At 67.4% G+C, this 20,307-nt stretch carries 17 protein-coding genes and 1 pseudogene; 4 read left to right on the top strand and 14 right to left on the bottom strand.

Annotated elements, in window-relative coordinates; translation table 11 throughout:
* Positions 1-11 precede the first annotated feature (11 nt).
* The 8 genes from JI752_RS10355 to JI752_RS10320 form a co-directional block, all read right to left on the bottom strand.
* Positions 12-2,354: a TonB-dependent receptor gene (locus JI752_RS10355; protein WP_216963321.1), complete on the bottom strand. Its 2,343-nt coding sequence runs from the start codon at positions 2,352-2,354 to the stop codon at positions 12-14.
* 366 nt (positions 2,355-2,720) lie between these two features.
* Complete coding sequence (locus JI752_RS10350; RefSeq protein WP_216963318.1) at positions 2,721-3,047, bottom strand: non-heme iron oxygenase ferredoxin subunit; 327 nt, start codon at positions 3,045-3,047, stop codon at positions 2,721-2,723.
* A complete protein-coding gene (locus JI752_RS10345) occupies positions 3,044-3,598 on the bottom strand; it encodes a GNAT family N-acetyltransferase (RefSeq protein WP_216963315.1) in 555 nt (184 codons plus the stop codon). The genes JI752_RS10350 and JI752_RS10345 overlap by 4 nt, the downstream gene beginning before the upstream one ends.
* The gene (locus JI752_RS10340) at positions 3,595-4,839 is read right to left on the bottom strand and encodes a cysteine desulfurase (RefSeq protein WP_216963312.1); all 1,245 of its coding nucleotides are present in this window, start codon (positions 4,837-4,839) and stop codon (positions 3,595-3,597) included. The genes JI752_RS10345 and JI752_RS10340 overlap by 4 nt, the downstream gene beginning before the upstream one ends.
* A gap of 11 nt (positions 4,840-4,850) precedes the next feature.
* A complete protein-coding gene (gene sufD, locus JI752_RS10335; protein WP_216963310.1) occupies positions 4,851-6,149 on the bottom strand; it encodes a Fe-S cluster assembly protein SufD in 1,299 nt (432 codons plus the stop codon).
* Position 6,150: 1 nt separating this feature from the next.
* Positions 6,151-6,915: a Fe-S cluster assembly ATPase SufC gene (gene sufC / locus JI752_RS10330; protein ID WP_216963304.1), complete on the bottom strand. Its 765-nt coding sequence runs from the start codon at positions 6,913-6,915 to the stop codon at positions 6,151-6,153.
* Between the two features lie 52 nt (positions 6,916-6,967).
* A complete protein-coding gene (gene sufB / locus JI752_RS10325) occupies positions 6,968-8,416 on the bottom strand; it encodes a Fe-S cluster assembly protein SufB (RefSeq protein WP_216963302.1) in 1,449 nt (482 codons plus the stop codon).
* A gap of 16 nt (positions 8,417-8,432) precedes the next feature.
* Positions 8,433-8,882, bottom strand: coding sequence for an SUF system Fe-S cluster assembly regulator (locus tag JI752_RS10320; protein WP_216963298.1), 450 nt, complete (start codon positions 8,880-8,882; stop codon positions 8,433-8,435).
* A gap of 229 nt (positions 8,883-9,111) precedes the next feature.
* Between JI752_RS10320 and JI752_RS10315 the strand changes: the two are divergent.
* The 3 genes and pseudogenes from JI752_RS10315 to JI752_RS10305 form a co-directional block, all read left to right on the top strand.
* A pseudogene (locus JI752_RS10315) lies at positions 9,112-9,573 on the top strand (SET domain-containing protein-lysine N-methyltransferase); the annotation flags it as partial.
* Positions 9,574-10,092: 519 nt separating this feature from the next.
* Positions 10,093-10,905, top strand: coding sequence for a 3-hydroxybutyrate dehydrogenase (locus JI752_RS10310; protein WP_216963293.1), 813 nt, complete (start codon positions 10,093-10,095; stop codon positions 10,903-10,905).
* A 239-nt stretch (positions 10,906-11,144) separates the two neighbouring features.
* Positions 11,145-13,367 carry a DUF5916 domain-containing protein gene (locus JI752_RS10305; protein WP_216963290.1) on the top strand — a complete coding sequence of 741 codons (2,223 nt, stop codon included), beginning with the start codon at positions 11,145-11,147 and terminating at the stop codon, positions 13,365-13,367.
* 257 nt (positions 13,368-13,624) lie between these two features.
* Here JI752_RS10305 and JI752_RS10300 read toward each other — a convergent pair whose 3' ends face one another.
* The 6 genes from JI752_RS10300 to fusA form a co-directional block, all read right to left on the bottom strand.
* Positions 13,625-14,083 (bottom strand): putative toxin-antitoxin system toxin component, PIN family, encoded by a 459-nt coding sequence (locus tag JI752_RS10300; protein WP_345777341.1) that lies wholly within the window; start codon positions 14,081-14,083, stop codon positions 13,625-13,627.
* A 1-nt stretch (position 14,084) separates the two neighbouring features.
* Positions 14,085-14,765 carry a hypothetical protein gene (locus JI752_RS10295; protein ID WP_216963284.1) on the bottom strand — a complete coding sequence of 227 codons (681 nt, stop codon included), beginning with the start codon at positions 14,763-14,765 and terminating at the stop codon, positions 14,085-14,087.
* Positions 14,766-14,767: 2 nt separating this feature from the next.
* Positions 14,768-15,328 (bottom strand): DUF1439 domain-containing protein, encoded by a 561-nt coding sequence (locus JI752_RS10290; RefSeq protein WP_216963281.1) that lies wholly within the window; start codon positions 15,326-15,328, stop codon positions 14,768-14,770.
* Between the two features lie 122 nt (positions 15,329-15,450).
* The gene (locus JI752_RS10285) at positions 15,451-16,089 is read right to left on the bottom strand and encodes a LysE family translocator (RefSeq protein ID WP_216963278.1); all 639 of its coding nucleotides are present in this window, start codon (positions 16,087-16,089) and stop codon (positions 15,451-15,453) included.
* Positions 16,090-16,190: 101 nt separating this feature from the next.
* Positions 16,191-17,432, bottom strand: a complete 1,242-nt coding sequence (locus JI752_RS10280) for a DUF2272 domain-containing protein (RefSeq protein WP_216963275.1) — start codon at positions 17,430-17,432, stop codon at positions 16,191-16,193.
* A gap of 90 nt (positions 17,433-17,522) precedes the next feature.
* A complete protein-coding gene (gene fusA, locus JI752_RS10275; RefSeq protein ID WP_216963272.1) occupies positions 17,523-19,565 on the bottom strand; it encodes an elongation factor G in 2,043 nt (680 codons plus the stop codon).
* 309 nt (positions 19,566-19,874) lie between these two features.
* Here fusA and JI752_RS10270 point away from each other — a divergent pair, with 309 nt between their 5' ends.
* Complete coding sequence (locus JI752_RS10270; RefSeq protein WP_216963269.1) at positions 19,875-20,306, top strand: OsmC family peroxiredoxin; 432 nt, start codon at positions 19,875-19,877, stop codon at positions 20,304-20,306.
* The last annotated feature ends 1 nt before the right edge of the window (position 20,307 follow it).

Raw genomic sequence — 20,307 nt, 5'->3', positions numbered from 1 at the left:
GTGAAGCGTGATTAGAACCTGTAGGTGGCCATCAGCACCACCGAGCGCGCATCGCCGGGCGTCGCCCAGCCGTTGTTGCGGATGCGCGTGTAGTACTCCTTGTCGAACAGGTTGTTGACATTGAGCTGCAGCGCGAAGCGCTCGTTGATGTCGTAGCCGACCATCGCACGGTGCGTGGTGAAGCCCTTCACCTCGGCGATGTTGGCACCGTTGCCGGTGTAGACGTCGTAGTTGCTCATGTACGTCACGCCGTAGCCGAAGGTCCACTGCTGCAGGTCGTACGTGGTCCACAGGCTGCCCGAGCGCTCCGGCGTGCCGGTGATCGGCAGGCCCTTGAGCGGATCGGGATTGGCGGGCGTGTTGGCGCAGGCGGTCGACGGATGGGCGCGGCAGAAGTCGGACACGCCCTGCAGCACTTCGCTGTCGAGCCAGGTCACGTTGGCGAAGATCGACCAGTCATGGGTGAGGCGCCCGGCCGCGCCGAGCGTGACACCGTCGACGCGCGCCTTGCCGTCCAGCTGCTGCTCGCCGGTCGGATTGTCCGGATTGCCCGGGTCGGCGACCTTGTAGTCCTCGCGCTCGTTGCGGAACACCGCGCCGGTCAGCGCCAGGCGGTTGTTGATGTCCCACTTGCCGCCGAATTCCATGTTGACCGCGGTTTCCGGATCGACATTGCAATTGGCCGTGCCGGTGGCGCCGGTGGTCGAACTGACCGGGGTGCACGTGCCGTTGACCGACGCCTTCGACGGCGTCTTGCTGTCGGAGTACGACAGATACAGGCTGGCGTTCTCGACCGGCTTGAAGACCAGGCCCGCGCGGTAGGAGAACAGATCGTCCTTGTTTTCGCCCACGGTCACGGCCGTGGGGCGGCCCAGCAGCGGGCTGCCGGCGGTCGTGTTGTACGTGTACGAAACGGTGTCGCCTTCGTTGTGCTCGTAGCGGGCGCCGAGGTTCAACATCCACTGGTCGTTGAACTCCAGCGTGTCGAACACGTAGAGGGCCTGGTTGTCGAGCTTGCCTTCACTCGTGCTGCTGCGGATGTAGTTGATCGGCCCGAGGTAGGTCGAATCCGGGTTGGGCAACGACATCAGCGGCAACGGCACGATCGTCCCGTTGGCGGTGCGCAGCACGTTGCCGGTGTCGAGGTCGAAGTTCTCCTGCGAGATCGACACGCCCGTCACCAGCGAGTGCCTCACCGAGCCGGTCTGGAAGCGCGTGGTCAGGTCGGTCTGGCTGATCGCGATGGTGTTGCGCGTGTCGCGCGTGTTGCCGCGCGGACCCGTTGGCTGGTACATGTCCGGCGGAACCCGGACCAGCGCACCGTTGACCGTGACCGAGCAGGCGCCGCCCGCCGGATTGGTTCCATTCGCCAGGCACCACGTGCCCTGTGGCGGATTGACAATGCTCAGCTGCTCGACCTGCTGGTAGCGCGCCAGGCTGCGCAGCGTGGTGTTCTCGCTGAAGTCGTGCTCGAACACGCCGGTCACCATGTCGATGTCGATCTTCTGGCGGTCGACGTTGTGGTAGCCGTAGTAGTTGCTCGGATCCACGCCCGGCAGCGGCCCGCCGAACGCGCTGAAGAACGGCACGCCGTACTGCGGGATGTTGTCGTCGCTCTGGTGGAAGTAGCTGGCGGTGAAGCGCGTGTCCTCGTCCAGGCCGAACGCGACCGACGGCGCGAAGCCCCAGCGCTCGAAGGTCTCGCGGTCGCGGCCCGGGGCGTCGTTCTGGTGCACCATCGCGTTGACGCGCACGGCGGTGCCGTTGTCCAGGTCCGTGTTGCTGTCCACCGTGAGGCGGCCGAAGCTGTCGGTGCCCGCACCCGCCTGCAGCACGGTGAAGTCGCCGCTGCGTGCGACCTTGCTGACCAGGTTGATGTTGCCGCCCACCGAGCCTGCGCCCGAGTACACCGAGTTGGCGCCGTTGATCAGTTCGACGGCGTCCAGGTTGAAGTTGTCGGTGCGCGTGTATTGCGCGCTGTCGCGAACGCCGTCGGTGGTGATGTCGCTGTTGGCGTTGAAGCCGCGCAGCGTGATGCTGTCGCCGTAACCGCCGCCGCCTTCGCCCGCGCCGAAGGTGATGCCCGGCAGGGTGCTGAGCACGTCGCGTAGGCCGATCAGGTTCTGCTGGTCCATCACGTCACGGGTGACCACGGTGATGGTCTGCGGCGTGTCGAGCAGCGGCTGCGTGTACTTCACCGAAGAGGGCTTCTCGACGTACTCGCCGTGGACTTCGATTTTGTCCAGGTTGCGCGCGTCGGCAGCCTCGCCGGCCGGATCGGCCAGAACGGGGGCGGCGATCGCGAGGGCAAGGGCGCCGGTGAGCGGCGAGACGACGAACTTCCTGTTGTGCATGGGAATCCCTGGGGGAGAGGTCAGGCGGCACGGCCGCGGTTCGGCGTTGAATGGTAATGAGAGGAATTCTCATTTGCAACGAAAAGTGAACGCGCCCGGACGAGCGGCACCTTCAAAGTGCCTCACCGGCCGGAACCGACCGGCATGGCACAGCCCATGAAACAAGGAGAAAACGAAGGCGCACGCGCCCGCGGAGGGCCGTGATCGAAAGAAGAAGTCGCTCCGCCTTGGCGCGGGCGCGTCGCGCAATCCGGCCCGGTGCCTGGTTGCGCCATTCCGCCAGGGGTCGCGTGCGCGGCACAGGAAGACAACGGGCCTGGCCCATCGGGCCGGAGCAGATTCAACCCTGCGTGGCAGGGCTATGGATCAGCCGCGATCGTCCCGCGTCCAGATCCCGACGTCGTCGACCTTCACCGGAAACTTCAGCACGGGCTCGTAAGCGGGCGCGCAAAGTGCGCGCCCATCGCGCACGTCGAACTTCGCTCCGTGCAGGACGCATTCGATCGTGGCCTCGTCGCCGTCGTAATTGCCGGCGGACAACTCGAAGTCCTCGTGCGAGCACTTGTCCTCGAGCGCGTAGTAATCGCCGTCGTAGTTGACGACGAGGATCGGTGTATCGCCGTCCCAGGCCACGGTGCGCTCACCAGGGAGCAGTTGCGATGTGGCGCAGACGAAGACCCAGTTGTCGCTCACAGCGACTTCTCCAGCACCTCGAAACGCAGGTCGTCGCGCTTGGGAACGCCGAAGCGCTCGTCGCCGTACGGAAAGGGCTTCTTGATGCCGGTGCGGCGATAGCCACGGCGCTCGTAGAACGCGATGAGCTCGTCACGGATGTCGATGACGGTCATGCGCATCGCCGGCAACGACCAGTCTTCGCGAACCAGGCGCTCGGCCTCGGTGATGACCTGCTTGCCGATGCCGCCGCCCTGCTGCGTGGGCGACACGGAGAACATGCCGAAGTAGCCCGCGCCGTTCTCCTCGGCTACATGCGCGCAGGCGATCAGCTCTGCATCCGCACGCTCGGCGATCAGGATGACGCTGCGCGGACGATCGATGCACGCCTGGATATCGTCCGGGCCGGTACGGCGGCCGCCGAGCATGTCCGCCTCGGTCGTCCAGCCCTGCTTGCTCACGTCGCCCCGGTAGGCCGATTCCACGAGCGCGACCAGCGCATCGATGTCGGCATGTGTGGCGTTGCGGAATTTCAGGCCGGGCCGTGCCGGCGTATCGACAGTGGTGTTCATGCGAGCAGTTTACGCACCTTGCGCAGGGCGGTAACGAAGGCTTCGATTTCTTCGTGTGTGTTGTAGAAGGCGAGGGACGCGCGGCATGTCGCCGGCACGCCGAAATGCTGCATCAGCGGATGCGCGCAATGGTGGCCGGAACGGATCGCCACGCCCTCCAGGTCGAGCAGTGTCGCCAGGTCGTGCGCGTGCGCGCCCTCGATCAGAAAGCTCACCACCGCGGCCTTCTCGCGCGCCTGGCCGAAGATGCGTAGGCCCTCGACGGAAGAAACCGCTTCGTTGAAGTGGGCCAGCAATTCCTGCTCGCGCGTCTCGACGTTGTGCATGCCCAGCGTCGAGAGATAGTCGACCGCGGCGCCGAGTCCGACGAAGCCGGCGATGTTCGGCGTGCCGGCCTCGAACTTATGCGGCGGGTCGTTGAATACCGTGCCCTCGAAGCGCACTTCCTTGATCATCTCGCCGCCGCCGATGAAGGGCGGCATCGCGGCCAGATGCTCGCGGCGTGCCCACAGCGCGCCGGTGCCGGTGGGGCCGGACATCTTGTGCCCGGTGACGGCATAGAAGTCGCAGCCGATGGACGCGATGTCGAGCGCGCGATGCGGCGCGGCCTGTGAGCCGTCGATGGCGGTGACGATGCCGCGCTTGCGGGCCTCGCGGCAGATCTCGCGAACGGGATTCACCGTGCCCAGCACGTTCGACACGTGCGTGAGCGAGAGCAGTTTCACTTCCGGAGTGAGCAGCGAATACAGCTGCGCAAGATCCAGTTCGCCGCGCTCGTCGATCTCCGCGACCTTGATCGTCGCGCCCGTGCGTTGTGCGACCAACTGCCACGGCACGATGTTGGCGTGGTGCTCCATCCGCGTGAGCACGATCGCATCGCCCGGCTGCAGGCGCGGCAGTGCCCACGAGTAGGCGACGAGATTCAGCGCGAACGTGGTGCCGCTGCACAGCACGAGTTCGTCGCCGCGCACGTTGAGGAACTTCGCCAGCTTCGTGCGCGCGCCCTCGTAGGCTTCGGTCGCTTCGGTGCCCAGCGCATGCACCGCGCGGCTGACGTTGGCGTTGTGGCGGCGATAGAAGTCATCGACCGCTTCGATCACGCTTTCGGGCTTCTGTCCGGTATTGGCCGAGTCGAAGTAGATCAGCGGCTTGCCGTGGACCTGGCGCGTGAGCAGCGGGAAATCCGCGCGGACGCGGGCCCAGTCGATGGCGGACGCGGATTCGGCGGCGGGCAGGTTCATGCGTGCTCCAGTCAGACGGTGCCCAGTCGGGCCAGCGCGGTGTCGAGGCGGGCTTCCTGTGCGGCGCGCAGGGCGTCGCCCGGTGCGAACACGGCCAGCGTTTCGCGGCAGAAGGCGGCGGTCAGCAGCGAGCGCGCCTGTTCGGCCGGCAACCCGCGGCTGCGCAGGTAGAACAGCGCGGTCGTATCGAGCTGGCCGACGGTGGCGCCGTGCGCGGCCTGCACTTCGTCGGCGTGGATCTCCAGCACGGGCTGGCTGTCGATCTCGGCGCCTTCGCTGAGCAGCAGGTTCTTGTTCGACAGGTTCGCGGCGGTGCCGTCGGCGCCTTCGCGGATCAGGATGCCGCCGTGGAAGGCCGCCTTGGAGCGGCCCGCCGCCATGCCGCGCCAAGTGAGGTCGCATGCCGTGTCGCGACCGACGTGGTCGATGCCCAGCCGCGTGTCGAGGTGACGCTTGCCGGACGCGAGCAGCACACCGTTGGCGTGCAGGCGTGCGCCGTTGCCGTGCAGCGCGGCGTTGAGCTCATGGCGCGACAGGCCCGCACCGAGCTCGAGGTCGAGCCGATGGTAGGCCGCATCCTTGGCGAGCACGGCGTCGCTGCGTGCCATCAGCGTCGCGCCGGCGCCTTCGTCCTGGACGCGTGCGTGACGCAGCACCGCGTTCGTGCCCAGGTGGACATGCATCAGGCTGTTGGCGAGGTGCTGGTGCGCATCCGTTGCGATGTGATGCTCGACGACGGCCAGCGACGCACCGTCGCGCAGCTCGATCAGATGGCGCAGGTGCCAGGCCTCGTCGGCCTGCGCCGGAGCGCCGATGAAGACGAGGTGGATCGGCGTATCCATCCGCGCGTTCGCGTGAGCGCGCAGCACGACGCCGTCATCGGCGAGTGCGGCGTTGAGGCGCGCGAAGATTTCGTCGGCGCGGTCGAAGCGGCGGGCGAGGAAGTTCGCTTCACGCGGCTCGCCTTCGATCAGCACGCGCGAGAGCGGCTGAAGCGTCACACCGGCAGGCAAGCCGGAAAGATCGCTGTGCGCGGCGTCGAAGCGGCCGTTGACGAAGACCATGCGCGGGCCGGGAATCGCCGCCAGCAATGCGTCATCGAACGTCGGAATGCCTGCCGGCGCCACTACGAACGCACGGCGTTCCAGCGAGCGCAGCGGCGTGTATTTCCACGCTTCCACCCGCGCGTGCGGAATTCCGTCACGCAGGACGGCATCGAGCGCGGCGCGGCGGCTGGCGCCCAGGCCGGCGGCATCGCGCGCGGCGAGCGAATCGAAGGCAGTCGCGAAGGAGTCGAGCAAGGCGCTCATGTCAGGCACTCGCCGCCGGAGTGATGCGCTCCTTCACCCACGCGTAGCCGTGCTGCTCCAGCTCCAGCGCGAGTTCCGGCCCGCCGGTCTCGACGATGCGGCCGTCGGCCAGCACGTGCACCTCGTCGGGCCTGATGTAGTCGAGCAGGCGCTGGTAATGCGTGATGACGAGGAAGGCGCGATCGGGCGAACGCAGCGCGTTCACGCCGTCGGCGACGGCCTTGAGCGCATCGATGTCCAGGCCCGAGTCGGTCTCGTCCAGGATCGCCAGCTTCGGTTCCAGCAGCGCGAGCTGGAAGATCTCGTTGCGCTTCTTCTCGCCGCCGGAGAAGCCTTCGTTGACGCCGCGGTGCAGGAGTTCGTCCTTCAGGTGCAGCACGGCGAGCTTCTCGCGCACGAGCTTGAGGAACTGCATCGAGTCCAGTTCCTTCTCGCCGCGCGCCTTGCGCTGGGCGTTGAGCGCCGAGCGCAGGAAGTAGGTGTTGTTCACGCCGGGAATTTCGACCGGGTACTGGAACGCCAGGAACACGCCGCCGGCGGCGCGCTCTTCCGGCTCCAGCGCCAGCAGGTCACGGCCTTCGAACGTCACGCTTCCGGCCGTCACCTCGTAGCCTTCGCGACCGGCGAGGACGTTGCCCAGCGTGGACTTGCCCGCGCCGTTGGGGCCCATGATGGCGTGCACCTTGCCCGGCTCGAGTTCGAGCGAGAGACCCTTGAGGATCTCCTTGCCGGCGACGGTGACGTGGAGGTTTTCGATCTTCAGCATGTTCGTTTCCGAGTTGTTCTTGAACCCTTCTCCTGCAGGCGGGAGAAGGGGATTACCCCACGGAGCCTTCCAGGCTCACTTCCAGCAGCTTCTTCGCTTCCACCGCGAACTCCATCGGCAATTCGCGGAAGACGCTCTTGCAGAAGCCGTCGACGATCATCGACACCGCGTCTTCCTCGCCGATGCCGCGCGAGCGGCAGTAGAACAGCTGGTCTTCGCTGATCTTCGAGGTGGTCGCTTCGTGCTCGACGGTGGCCGTCGGGTGCTTCACTTCGATGTATGGGAAGGTGTGCGCGCCGCACTTCTTGCCGATCAGCAGGCTGTCGCACTGCGTATGGTTGCGCGCGCCTTCGGCGCCACCCATCACCTTCACCAGGCCGCGATAGGTGTTCTGGCCGCGACCGGCGCTAATGCCCTTGCTGATGATCTTGCTCTTGGTGCGCTTGCCGACGTGGATCATCTTGGTGCCGGTGTCGGCCTGCTGGCGGTGGTGCGTCAGCGCGACGGAGTAGAACTCGCCGACCGAGTCGTCGCCCAGCAGCACGCAGGACGGGTACTTCCAGGTGATGGCCGAACCGGTCTCCACCTGCGTCCAGCTGATCTTGCTGCGCGCGCCGCGGCATTCGCCGCGCTTGGTCACGAAGTTGTAGATGCCGCCGACGCCGTTCTCGTCGCCGGGGTACCAGTTCTGCACGGTCGAATACTTGATCTCCGCATCGTCCAGCGCGACGAGTTCCACCACGGCCGCGTGCAGCTGGTTCTCGTCGCGCATCGGCGCGGTGCAGCCTTCCAGGTAGGAAACGTAGCTGCCTTCCTCGGCGATGATCAGCGTGCGCTCGAACTGGCCGGTGCCCATCGCGTTGATGCGGAAGTAGGTGCTCAGCTCCATCGGGCAACGCACGCCCTTGGGGATGAACACGAAGCTGCCGTCGGAGAACACGGCCGAGTTCAGCGCGGCGAAGTAGTTGTCGCCGGTGGGCACGACGGTGCCGAGGTACTTCTTCACCAGTTCCGGGTGCTCGTGCAGCGCCTCGGAGAGCGAGCAGAAGATGACGCCCTTCTCGGCCAGTTCCTTGCGGAAGGTCGTGCCGACGGAGACCGAGTCGAACACCGCGTCCACCGCGACACCGGCCAGCTTGGCGCGCTCGTGCAGCGGCACGCCGAGTTTCTCGTAGGTGTCGAGCAGCTCCTGCGGCACCTCGTCCAGCGAGGCGTACTTGGCCTTCGGCGCGGAGTAGTAGCTCACTGCCTGCAGGTCGATCGGCGCGATGTTGAGCTTGGCCCAGTGCGGCATCGGCATCGTCAGGAAATGCCGGTACGCCGCCAGGCGCCACTCGGTCATCCACTCCGGCTCGTTCTTCTTCGCCGAGAGCGCGCGGATGACGTCCTCGTTGAGGCCGGGCGGCAGGCTGTCGGATTCGATGTCCGTGACGAAGCCGGCCTCGTACTTGCGGCCGAGCTGCTCGTGGATCTCGCGGTTTTCTAGGATTTCGGTGGCCATGGGGGCTGCCTACTCGTCAAGCCAAGCGCAGGTCGATCTGCCTGCCGGGTGGTTCATTGGGTGGGGGCGGGGTGAGCATCTGCGCCAGGGTCACCCCGCGCAGCGCCTCCACCACCACATCGTTGATGCGCCGCCAGTTGGCGCGCACGCCGCAGGACTGCTCCAGGCCGCAATTACCCGTGTGGACGCTGCACTCGGTCATGCCCAGCGGCCCTTCCATGGCTTCGACAATCTCTATCAGGCCGATGTCATCGGCCGGACGCGCCAGGCGGTAGCCGCCGTTCGCGCCGCGGAAGCCTTCCACCAGGCCGGCCTGCGCCAGCGGCTTGAGGACCTTGGCCACGGTCGTGGCCTCCAGGCCCGCGCGCTCGGCGAGTTCCGAGGCGCTGAGCACGGAATCTTCGCCGTGGGCGAGGACGGTCATGACGACCGTGGCGTAGTCGGTGAGCTTGGTGACGCGGAGCATGGGGGTGGGGAAGTTCAATCCGTACCGGAATTGTACGGTTTCGCGCCGCCGCGGCCAAGGGTGCTGGAAAGCGCATCCGGTTCAGGTTCGCCGGAGGTGCCCGGCACGGTACCGAACCGGCGCGAACGTGCGGGCATCGCGTCGCATCTTCGTGTTCGTGACACAGTCGCGATGGCGATGTCGCGCCGATCCGTACAGAATGTCCGCTTTCCCAGATCCGGATTCCCGCATGCCGCGCAAGATCGTCGCCCGTCGTTCCGCCATCCACGGCAACGGTGTCTTCGCCGTCGCCCCGATCGCCAAGGGCGAGCGCGTCGTCGAATACAAGGGCCGTCGCCGCACGCACGCGCAGGTCGACGCCGACGCCGCCGGGGACATCGATTCCGGCCATACGTTCCTGTTCACGCTGAACGATGAATACGTCATCGACGCGAACTACGAAGGCGGCACTGCACGCTGGATCAACCACAGCTGCTCGCCCAACTGCGAGGCCGTGCTGGAAGAAGACGACGGCGACGACCGCACCCGCGATCGCGTGTTCATCGAGGCGATCCGCGAGATCAAGCCGGGCGAGGAGCTGTCGTACAACTACGGCATCACCCTGGACGAGAAGCACACCGCGGAGCTGAAGAAGATCTGGGAATGCCGCTGCGGTTCGCGCAACTGCACCGGCACGATGCTCCAGCCGAAGACCCCGGCGAAGAAAAAGCCCGCCAAGGCCGCCAAGTCGAAGAAGGCCGGCGCCAAGAAGAGCGGTGCCAAGAAGAGCGGTGCCAAGAAGGCTGAAAAGGCCGGCGCCAAGAAGGCCGGTGCGAAGAAGGGCGCAAAGAAGGCAGCCAAGCGCTGAAGCCTGGGCCGCGCTGGCACGACGCACGACAGTCAGCGCGGCACGTCGCCGCGTCCGTCATCCGGTGAAAGCCGGGACCCGGGCGTTCGAACGCTCCTAGGCAGTGTCGTCATCCCCGCGAAGGCGGGGATCCAACGCTCGGAAGCGGGACGGCATGAGTCCAGCGTGATATCGCACAGGCCTGGATAGTGCCGCCGTTCGGCGGCCCAACAGACCCCGCCTTCGCGGGAACGACGGCTGAGAGCGAATCGCCGCGTCATACCCGTCCCGTACCATCGGGCAATGGCGGCGCCGGCCGGGCGCCGACACACTGCGTCGCGCGCCGTCGAGCGCGTTCCGGTTCGCATCGCACAGGAGTCACGCATGAGCCCCCAGCCCCGCGCCCTCGAAGGCCAGACCGCGCTGATCACCGGTGCCGCCAGCGGCATCGGCAAGGAAATCGCCTTCGAACTCGCCCGCGCCGGCGCGCATGTGGTGATCGCCGACCTCAACGTGCAGGGCGCGCAGGCGGTCGCCAGCGAGATCGAAGCGGCCGGCGGCAAGGCGCTGGGCGTCGCCATGGACGTGACCGACGAAGCCGCCGTCAACGAAGGCGTGGCGCGCGCGACGGAGGCTTTCGGCGGCGTGGACATCCTCGTCTCCAATGCCGGCATCCAGATCGTCAATCCCATCGAGCAGTTCGCCCATGCCGACTGGAAGAAGATGCTGGCGATCCACCTCGACGGCGCCTTCCTGACCACGAAAGCCGTGCTGCCGCACATGTACGGCAAGAAGCCCGACGGCAGCAGCCGCGGCGGCACCGTCATCTACATGGGCTCGGTGCACTCGCACCTGGCTTCGCCTCTGAAGTCGGCCTACGTGACCGCCAAGCACGGCCTGCTGGGGCTGTCGCGCACGCTCGCCAAGGAAGGGGCGAAGCACGGCGTGCGCAGCCACGTCGTCTGCCCCGGTTTCGTGCGCACGCCGCTGGTGGACAAGCAGATTCCCGAGCAGGCCAGGGAGCTGGGCATCAGCGAGGCCGACGTCGTCAGCAAGGTGATGCTGGGCAACACGGTCGACGGCATCTTCACCACCGTGGAGGACGTGGCCCGCACGGTGCGCTTCCTCGCCGAATTCCCGACCGCCGCATTCACCGGCCAGAGCTTCGTCGTCAGCCACGGCTGGCACATGCAGTAACGGTCCCACGCGCGACGGGTCCGTACTGTCGTGATGCACCGCGGAGCGAAAGGGTTGCCATGACTCACGCCACTGCGTAGCGTGCGCTCCGCCCGCTAGTCTGCGCGTCGCCCGGCATGGTGACGTGCGCGGGCCAGCATGAAGCTGAACCTCCAGCACGGAACGCCGGCCGGCGACCCGCTAACGCGGTGCCGGGAGCGCGCCGGCTGGCCACATGGACCGCGACGACCCCCGACCGCATGCGCGCACCGCTGCTCCTGGCCCTGCTGGCCGCACTTTCCACGCCCACCTTCGCGGTGGAGATCGATGGCCGCATCGACCCCGCCGAATGGCAGGGCGCGCGCCACATCACCGACTTCCGCAAGGTCCAGCCGCTGTCGCTGGAGCCGGCCTCGCTGCCCACCGAAGCCTGGATCCTCGCCACGCCCGAAGGCCTGGCGGTCGCGTACCGCGCGACACAGCCGCTGGAAACGCGCACGCGCCAACGCGTGCAGCGTGACTTCGAGGAGCAGGTGGACCGCGTCAACCTCGTCGTCGACTACGACGGCGACGGGCGCACCGGCTACAACTTCACCATCTCCTCCACCGACGGCATCGCCGACGCGGTGGTGACCAACGAAAACCAGTTCAACGACGACTGGGACGGCAACTGGCGCCATGCCGTAAGCGAGGACGACACCGGCTGGTCGGTGGAGATCCTGATTCCGTGGTACATCGCGCCGATGCGCGAAGGCCGCGACGGCAAGCGCACGGTGAAGGTCTACCTGGACCGCGTGATCGGCTCGACCGGCGAACGTTCCGCGTGGCCGGGCGCGAGCTTCGCACGCCCGCGCTACCTGTCCGACTTCGCGCCGGTGGAGATGCCGCAGTACAGCCAGTCGCTGCTGGCGATCACGCCCTACGTCTCCGGCCTGTACGACAACGTCAACGGCTCCAGCGACTTCGACGGCGGCGCCGACCTGTTCTGGAAGCCCAACGGCCAGTTCCAGCTGTCGGCGACGGTGAACCCCGATTTCGGCCAGGTCGAAAGCGACGACCTGGTCGTCAACTTCGACGCCACCGAAATCTTCATCAGCGACAAGCGCCCGTTCTTCACCGAGAACCAGGGCATCTTCGAGTTCACCACGCCCTCGGACTACAGCCAGCTGCTTTACACGCGTCGCGTGGGCGGTCCGGCCGACGACGGCAACGGCGCCGGCGACATCACCGCGGCGGTGAAGCTCAACGGCAGCGTCGGCGCGACCAAGTACGGCATCTTCGCCGCCGACGAGGCCGATGAAGTGGGTCGCACGTTCGGCGCCGTGCGCGTGGTGCGCGACATGCCCAAGCAGAACCTGGGCGCGATGCTCACCTACGTCGATCGCCCGTTCCTGGATCGCACGGCCGCCGTGATGGGCGTGGACCACAACTGGCGGCCGACGGCGCGCGTAAGCGTGGAAACACGCCTGATCGGCAGCCAGATCGACGAGTTCGGCCGCACCACCGACGACACCGGCGCGACGATGTGGGTCAACTACGAGATGGACCACGGTTGGCGCCAACAGTGGCTGGCGATGCATTTTGGCAACGACCTGGAGATCAACGACTTCGGCTACCTGCAGCGCGCCAGCACCAATTACCTCAACTGGGAGGTGAAGCGCCGCTTCACCGATCTGCCGAAGGAGTCGCGCTACTCCGCCAAGGACTGGCGTTTCCGCATCAGCGGTACGGACAACGATCACGGCGACCGCCTGCAGCGGCAGCTGCGCATCAGCCGCGAAGGCAACGTGCGCGACGGCAGCTACGAGTACGCGCAGATCAACATCAACAGCTCCGGCGTGGACGACCTGCTCACGCGCGGCAACGGCGTGGTGAACAAGCCGACGAACTTCAACACCTACTTCGAGTACGAGCGCCCGCGCAAGGGCGACTGGGGCTGGGAGATGGAATCGGAGGTGTTCAGCGGCGGCCTGGCCGGCAACGACAAGGTCGGTTACAACCTGCGCGTGCAGCCGACGTACTTCATCAGCGACGCCTTCAGCGTGTACCTGGGCGGCTTCTACGAACGCATTCCCAGCTGGCTGGTCTGGCAGGAAGACAACCTGATCGGCGAGTTCGACGAGAAGATGCTGCAGATCGACGCCGGCCTGGACTGGACGATCACCAACAAGCAGGAGCTGCGCGTGAAGCTGCAGGCGATCGGCCTGGACGCGGGGATCGAGCAGGCCTACCGGATCGCACCGAGCGGCGCGGCGATCGCGTCGGACGATGTCGTCGAGGATTTCAGCGTGCGCAACCTGGGCTTCCAGGTGCGCTATCGCTACGAACTGGCGCCGCTGTCGTACCTGTACGTCGTCTACGGGCGCGGCGGTTACCAGCAGGATCCCTTCACGGAAAGCGCGAGCGACCTGGTGCGCGACAGCTTCGATCTGCGCGACGACGAGCAGCTGCTGGTGAAGTTGAGTTATCGCTTCGAGTTGTGATGGGGCGGGGTGTGGATAGCCTCGCATCGCGCAGTGTCCTGCATTGCGCGTGCAACGCCGTCATCCCGGCGAAGGCCGGGACCCAGGTCCTCGAAGGTTCCGACGCGATGCCGTCATCCCCGCGAAGGCGGGGATCCAACTTGCCGAAACGAAAGCCTGTGTCGAGCATGATGCCGCGCAGGCCTGGATAGTGCCGCCGTTCGGCGGCCCAAGAGCCCCAGCCTTCTGTCATGACAGCATGAGCGCGAGCGTATCCGTCAGCGACCCGCCCACGCTCCGACCCATTCCCCGGGCGCAAGGATCTCGAACAACCCCTCGCGCCTTGTCCGCTTCGCCAGACGCAGCAGTTCGTCATCGCGCGACAGCAGCCAGCGCGCCGAGGCGGCGGCCGCCAGCTCAAGGAATTTCTGATCGTCCGCGTCGCGGCATCGCGGCAGGGGTCGCGTCACCTGCACGACGCCAAACACGCTCGCCATCGCCGAGTCGTAGGCCGCGAGCCGGGACGCACGCGCGGCTTCGTCCAGCCGCAGCGCCGGGTACGACAGCACGCGTTCCCATTCTTCGCGACACGCCGCGCTGCTCACCGCGACGACATCGCCGGCGGAAAGCGCATCGCGCAGTACCGACACCGCGGGATCGCCGAACACGAACAGGTCCAGGCAGACATTCGTGTCGAGCACGATGCGCGGCGGCGCATCGCCGTGCGCGGTGTTCACGTCACTGGGCCACTTCGCGGATGTCGGCCGTGCCGATGCGCCAGGCTCGCTGGTCCGCGCTCGCGCCATCCACGACCGCGCGGCGCAGCGTGTACGCGCCGACGAAGCGCTGCTGGCGACCGTCCGCATGCGTGGCGGTCAGCGCGACCGGCACTTCGATGTAGCGCGAACCGGCGGCGGCATCCACCTGCCCGGGCGGCATGATTTCCACCGATACGCCCGTCGTGTCGGCGAATCCCGCGGCGAACTGCTCCAGCGTCTGTTTGCTGGCGCGGCCGCCGTCGGACCACAGCGCATGGGCCTGCGCGAAGTCGCGGCGGTTGATCGCGGCGTAGTAGTCGCGAATGACCGCGACGGCGTCCTGCGGCGTCGGCTCGGCGGTTGCGGGATCGATCACGGGCGCAGTGGGATCCACCGGTGTTTCCGTGCCCGTGACGGTGCCGTCGGCGGGCAGGATCGGATTGCCTTCGGCATCGAGCGCGACTGCATCGGCCGGTTGCGGCGGGCCGATCTGACCGGGGCCCGGCTGGTCGGGCATGCCGGTCACGCTGCCGCGCGCACCGGCCGGGGCGGGCAGGGCTTCGGCGTCACCGCCGGAACGCCCGGCGGCGCCGGGCTTGTCGCCGCCGCACGCGGGCAGCGCGAGCACGAACAGGAGAACGGCGTGGCGCAGCGCGGGCATCGTCATTGATCCAGATGGACGACCACGCCGCCGTTCTCGATGGCGGTCGTGCCGATGCGGCGCGAGCCCAGCCGGTCCAGCAGGCTGTTGTCGAAGCGGTAGACGGGTTCCTCGCGCGCGTAACCGGCCAGCCAGGAGTTGAGCAGGGCGCGCGCGCTGCCGTTCATGGCGCCGCCGAGCGTGGGCACGTCGACCTGCTCGATGCGCGGATCCTGCAGGTGCAGGCCGCGCGTGGTCGGGTCGTAGCGCAGCGCGCTGGTCAGGGCGAAATGGCCGGCCGGCTTGCTGCTGTCGCTGCCCAGCGCACCCAGGCCCAGGTCGAAATCCACGCGCAGGCGGTTCTGATCCTGCGGGATCGTCAGGCGCGGGTTCATCAGCGTCAGCGAGACGAGGCCGCCGAGCTTGTCGTAATGCTTGGGGAAGTTGCGGTCGAGCGAGTGCTGCAACTGCATCGGCGTGAAACGCACTTCATCGCCGAGCATGGCGCCCAGTGTCGAACAGGCGGCGAGCAGCAGGGTGAAGGCGGCAACGAAGGCGATCTGGAGATAGCGGCGCGGGTACATCTCGGGCTCCACGGGTTTGCCGGGACGATACCCGCGCCGCATGAACAACACCACACGACCCCACACGCATCGATGCTATCGCCGTCCCGTCCACGCCGGGTGACGAGCCGACCGGCGGTCGTTCACGCGCGTTGCTGCATCGCCAGGCGCAGACCCAGTCCGATGAAGAGGGTGCCGGTGACGCGCTGCGTCCAACGCCCGCCGCCGGCCATGCGTCGGCTGAAGCGCCCGGCGGCGAAACTCAGGATCACGTCGTTGCAGAAACCCACCACCGCGAGCAACGCGCCGAGCAGCAGGAACTGCAGCCACACCCAGCCGCGCTCGGGGTGGACGAACTGCGGCAGGAAGGCCAGGAAGAACAGCGCCACCTTCGGATTGAGCACGCCGGTCACCACCGAACGCAGGTAGACACTGCGGCCGGAGACGCGCGGCTTCGCGCCTTCGGCTTCGGCCTGCGGGCCGGCGGTCTCGCCGTTGCGCCAGGCCTTGATGCCGAGCCAGATCAGGTAGGCGGCGCCGAGGTACTTCACGAATTCGAAGGCCACGGCCGAGGTCGCCAGCAGGGCCGACAGGCCCAGGCCCGCAGCAACCGCATGCAGCAGCGTCGCCGTTTCCAGTCCAAGGCCGGCCTGCAGTCCGCGCCGCGTCCCGCCGGCCAGGCTCTGCCCGACGATCCACGCCGTGCCCGGGCCGGGCAGGATCACCAGCACCACGGCGGCGGCCAGGTAGGTCAGCAGCGTTTGCAGGTCGAACAGGGCCATGGCGGGCGTGGACGGTGATCGGAGTACGACAGACTATGCGCGCGGCATCGCTTCACGCGACGCGCCTGCACGCGATGGAGCGTTCCATCGCGTTGGCGCCCTCACGGCGACGCGGCATCGGTCTTGGCCCGCACGTCGCGCGCCCGCACCGGCACGGGCGGCGGCGCGCGGCGGCCGGCGGCGTAACGGGCGTAATCGCGATAGAGCATCTGCACCGTCGGCGTGCCGTCCAGGTCGTGCGCCAGCTTGCCGCCGGCGCGCGGTTTGAGCACCGCGAACCAGCGGTGCGCGCCGATGATGTCCTGGTCGGTGAGCGGACGGCCCTTCGTGTCGGTGGCGATCACCGACAGCGTGACCGAGTGGTTGACGTTGCCGCCGATCGCATAGAGCCGGTTGCGCTTGGCGTCGGTCTTCACCACCAGGTCGCAATGCAGCGCGGTGGACGGACTGTTTCCGGAACGGATGTCGGCGATGGAGGCGAAGGAACTCTCGCCGCGCGCGGTGCACAGCAGGTCGCCCGCCTCCGGTGTTGCTTCCTTGAGATCGTAGGCGACGAACAGATGGCCGGGATCCTGCCCATCGCGCGCGCGTACCGCCGCGCGCACGTAATCGATGTGGCCGCCGCTGCGACGGAACTGGTCGGTCGTCAGTCCCGCTTCGCAGGCCAGCCACGATATGAACGCCGCCGACCACGGCATCGCCCAGCCCGCTTCGTGCCAGCCGTAGTTGACGATGCTCTGCACGCGCATCGCTTCCTCGTTGCCGGTGGCGGCCCAGTACCCGGCGATCGCGGCCTCGACCGCAAGGTCGTCCTCCATCAGGCCCAGTCGCGGCGCCTGGCGCAGCACGCGGTCGCCGATGGACGCGTTGCGTTGCGGAGAGATGATCTCGACCACGCCGGACGGCTGCGGTACGCGCGGCACGATCGCCGCCGGCTCCACCGCCATGTCCAGCACGGGCAGGCCGAAGTAGGCCCATTCGGCGGCGGCCAGGTCGATCATGCGCGTGCGGAAATCGCCGCCGGTGGTGATCGACGGACATGAGGTCATCGCGATGCGATAGCCCGCCGCGCGTACGGGCGTGAAGCCGTCGCCGCTGCGTCGGTACAGCGGTTCGAGAGTGTTGGGCCCGGTGCGCACCATCATCGGCGGCGCTTCGTCGGCATATGCGTAGATCACGCGCCGAGCGGGGTCGGGAAATCCCGCAGGGCGGGGGAAGGCCGGGATCGAGCGGGTGGCGCTCGCGGCGGTCTGCGTCCATGCCGGGGCGGCGGCGAACAGGCCCAGGCTCATGCCAAGGCCAACGACGAGCACGGTCTGCAGCACGCTTCGTGACGGTCGCATCGGCGCGTTCCCCGGGGGCGGAGCGCACAGAGTGGCCACAACCGCGTGAAGCCGGCATCGCGTTGTCCGCGGTGCCGGCGTCGAACGCGCTCAGTCCTCGTCGTGCCGCGGCTTGTAGGCCTCCACGAGCTTTTGCTGCACGTTGGCCGGAACGGGCTCGTAGTGGCTGAAATCCAGCGAATACCGGCCGCGTCCGGCGGTCACCGATTTGAGTTCGGCCGCGTAGCCTTCCAGCTCCGACAGCGGGACATGCGCCTTCACCACGATCTCGCTTCCGCGCACGCTGTCGGTACCGCTGATGCGCGCGCGCTTGCTGGCCAGCCCGCCGCTGACGTCGCCCATGTGCTGCTCCGGCGCGCTGACTTCCAGCTCGACGATCGGCTCCAGCACCTGCGGCCGCGCCTTGCCGATCGCATCGAGGAACGCCTTCTTGCCCGCCGCGACGAACGCCACTTCCTTGCTGTCCACCGGATGATGCTTGCCGTCGTAGACGACCACGCGCACGTCCTGGATCGGATAGCCGGCCACCGCGCCGCTGCGCAGCACCTGGCGCACGCCTTTCTCCACCGCCGGCATGAACTGGCCGGGGATGGTGCCACCCTTCACTTCGTCGACGAACTCGAAGCCGCCGCCGCGCGGCAGCGGTTCGATGCGCAGGAACACCTCGCCGAACTGGCCCGCGCCGCCGGTCTGCTTCTTGTGGCGATGATGGCCCTCGGCCTTGCCGCTGACGGTTTCGCGGTAGGCGATGCGCGGCGGGCGCGAGGTGACTTCCACGCCGTAGCGGTCCTTCAACCGTTCCAGGTTGATGCGCAGGTGCAGGTCGGACAGGCCGCGGATGACCGTTTCGTTCGTCTCGGCCTCGTGCTCGACGACGAAGCAGGGATCCTCTTCGCCGAGCTTGTGCAGCGCGGTGGCGAGCTTCTGCTCCTGGCCCTTGCTCGCCGCTTCCACGGCCAGTCCGAACATCGGCTTGGGAAAGTCCAGCGGCGCCAGGCGGATCTGGTCTTCGTCGTGGCTGTCGTGCAGCACGGCGTCGAAATGCAGCTCCTCCACCTTCGCCACGGCGGCGATGTCGCCGGGAATCGCCTGCTCGATCTCGATGTGATCCTTGCCGCGCAGCTTGAACAGATGGCCGACCTTGAACGGCTTCTTGCCGTCGTCCACGAACAGCTGCGTGTCCTTCTTCACCAGCCCCTGGTAGATGCGGAAGATGCCGAGCTTGCCGACGAAGGGGTCGTTGACCACCTTGAACACATCGGCCAGCACGTGCGCCTTCGCGTCCGGCACGGCTTCGATGCGTGCGCGCTCCGGGCCTTTCTCGAACGGCGGCGCGTTGGCCTCGGCCGGATTGGGGAACCAGCGTTCGGCCACGTCGAGCAGCTCCTTCACACCCGCGCCCGTGCGCGCCGAGCAGAACAGCACCGGGACGAGGTGGCCCTCGCGCAGGCATTGCTCGAAGGCGTCGTGCAGTTCCTCACCGGACAGGCCGTCTTCGCCGACGTCGAGGTAGTGCTCCATCACCGTTTCGTTGATCTCGACGATCTGGTCGATGATCTTCTGGTGCCAGTCGGCGACCGGACCGAAGTCGCTGTCGCCCTGCGGGTTGATCAGGCAGTCGACCACGCGTTTGCCGCCATCGGCGGGCAGGTTGAGCGGGAGGCATTCGGGGCCGAAGGTCTCGCGCAGATCGGCCAGGACGCCGTCCAGCGCGACGCCTTCGTGGTCGATCTTGTTGACGACGATGACGCGGCACAGATTGCGCCCCTTGGCGTACTCCATCATCCGGCGCGTGCCGTACTCCACGCCGCTGGCGGCGTCGACGACGATCGCCACCGTCTCCACCGCGCCCAGCGCCGACAATGCCGGCCCGCGGAAATCCGGGTAGCCGGGGGTGTCGATCAGGTTCACGTGGATGCCTGCATGGTCGATGCTGGCGATGGCGGCGTCGATGGAGTGGCCGCGCTGTTTCTCGATCGGGTCGAAGTCGGAGACGGTGCTGCCGCGTTCGATGGTGCCTGCCGTCTGGAGTGCGCCGCCGGCCTGCAGCAGGGCTTCGAAAAGCGTGGTTTTGCCGGCGCCGGGGTGGCCTGCCAGGGCCACGTTGCGGATGGATTGTGTGCTGTAGGACATGAGCGGACTTCTCCCTGAATTCCTTAGGGTGGGAAGGCCGTCATGGCTGTCCGCGCTTCGCGCCGAAGCGGTGGCGCTCGGCGGGCGGTCATGGCGGGTGCCGGCGGGGGCCGGGAGCGAAAGCCTCGCGCAAGGGGCTGGGGTGGTCAAGCGCGCAAGGGCGCGAAGTGCGGATCGCTGCGGTTTTTTCCTTCGGCATGTGAAGACGCGCGTGAAGGCGGGGCCGGGCGAACCTCGCACGAATCGCCATGCGCGCCTAACGGACGCCGCGCTAGGCTGGCCGTCCTTCACCCCACGATGGAGAGCGTCATGGCGTTCAAGCGCATTGCCGATGCGGTCTGGCACGGCGACTTGCAAGGCGGAAAGGGCAGCATGAGCACGCCGCAGAGCGGGCTGTTCGCGGACCAGAACTACTCCTTCAAGACCCGATTCGGCGATGAGAACGGCACCAATCCCGAGGAACTGCTGGCCGCCGCGCACGCCGGGTGCTTCTCGATGGCGCTGTCGGCGGTGATGACCAAGGCCGGCGTCACGCCGGACACCATCCAGACCCGTGCCGAAGTGACGATGGAGCCGGGTGCGGACCCCGGGCCGACGGTCACCGGCGTCAACCTGGTCGTCTCCGCCAAGGCGCCCATCGACGAGGCGCAGTTCAAGCAGTTCATCGACGCGGCCAAGGCCGGTTGCGTGATCTCGCGCGCGCTGTCGGTGCCGGTGACGGTGCAGGCCACGCTGGGCTGAC

The organism is Lysobacter sp. MMG2 (genome assembly GCF_016735495.2).
Taxonomy (GTDB): domain Bacteria; phylum Pseudomonadota; class Gammaproteobacteria; order Xanthomonadales; family Xanthomonadaceae; genus Lysobacter_J.
Note: the sequence above shows the minus strand (reverse complement) of the source record. Positions and strands in the feature narration are given on the sequence as shown.

Bases quoted from the DNA above. Each gene is read 5' to 3' on its own strand.
- JI752_RS10355 (WP_216963321.1), bottom strand. From the start codon at position 2,354: ATGCACAACAGGAAGTTCGTCGTCTCGCCGCTCACCGGCGCCCTTGCC.
- JI752_RS10345 (WP_216963315.1), bottom strand. From the start codon at position 3,598: ATGAACACCACTGTCGATACGCCGGCACGGCCCGGCCTGAAATTCCGC.
- JI752_RS10340 (WP_216963312.1), bottom strand. From the start codon at position 4,839: ATGAACCTGCCCGCCGCCGAATCCGCGTCCGCCATCGACTGGGCCCGC.
- sufD (WP_216963310.1), bottom strand. From the start codon at position 6,149: ATGAGCGCCTTGCTCGACTCCTTCGCGACTGCCTTCGATTCGCTCGCC.
- sufC (WP_216963304.1), bottom strand. From the start codon at position 6,915: ATGCTGAAGATCGAAAACCTCCACGTCACCGTCGCCGGCAAGGAGATC.
- sufB (WP_216963302.1), bottom strand. From the start codon at position 8,416: ATGGCCACCGAAATCCTAGAAAACCGCGAGATCCACGAGCAGCTCGGC.
- JI752_RS10320 (WP_216963298.1), bottom strand. From the start codon at position 8,882: ATGCTCCGCGTCACCAAGCTCACCGACTACGCCACGGTCGTCATGACC.
- JI752_RS10310 (WP_216963293.1), top strand. From the start codon at position 10,093: ATGAGCCCCCAGCCCCGCGCCCTCGAAGGCCAGACCGCGCTGATCACC.
- JI752_RS10305 (WP_216963290.1), top strand. From the start codon at position 11,145: ATGCGCGCACCGCTGCTCCTGGCCCTGCTGGCCGCACTTTCCACGCCC.
- JI752_RS10295 (WP_216963284.1), bottom strand. From the start codon at position 14,765: ATGCCCGCGCTGCGCCACGCCGTTCTCCTGTTCGTGCTCGCGCTGCCC.
- JI752_RS10290 (WP_216963281.1), bottom strand. From the start codon at position 15,328: ATGTACCCGCGCCGCTATCTCCAGATCGCCTTCGTTGCCGCCTTCACC.
- JI752_RS10285 (WP_216963278.1), bottom strand. From the start codon at position 16,089: ATGGCCCTGTTCGACCTGCAAACGCTGCTGACCTACCTGGCCGCCGCC.
- JI752_RS10280 (WP_216963275.1), bottom strand. From the start codon at position 17,432: ATGCGACCGTCACGAAGCGTGCTGCAGACCGTGCTCGTCGTTGGCCTT.
- fusA (WP_216963272.1), bottom strand. From the start codon at position 19,565: ATGTCCTACAGCACACAATCCATCCGCAACGTGGCCCTGGCAGGCCAC.
- JI752_RS10270 (WP_216963269.1), top strand. From the start codon at position 19,875: ATGGCGTTCAAGCGCATTGCCGATGCGGTCTGGCACGGCGACTTGCAA.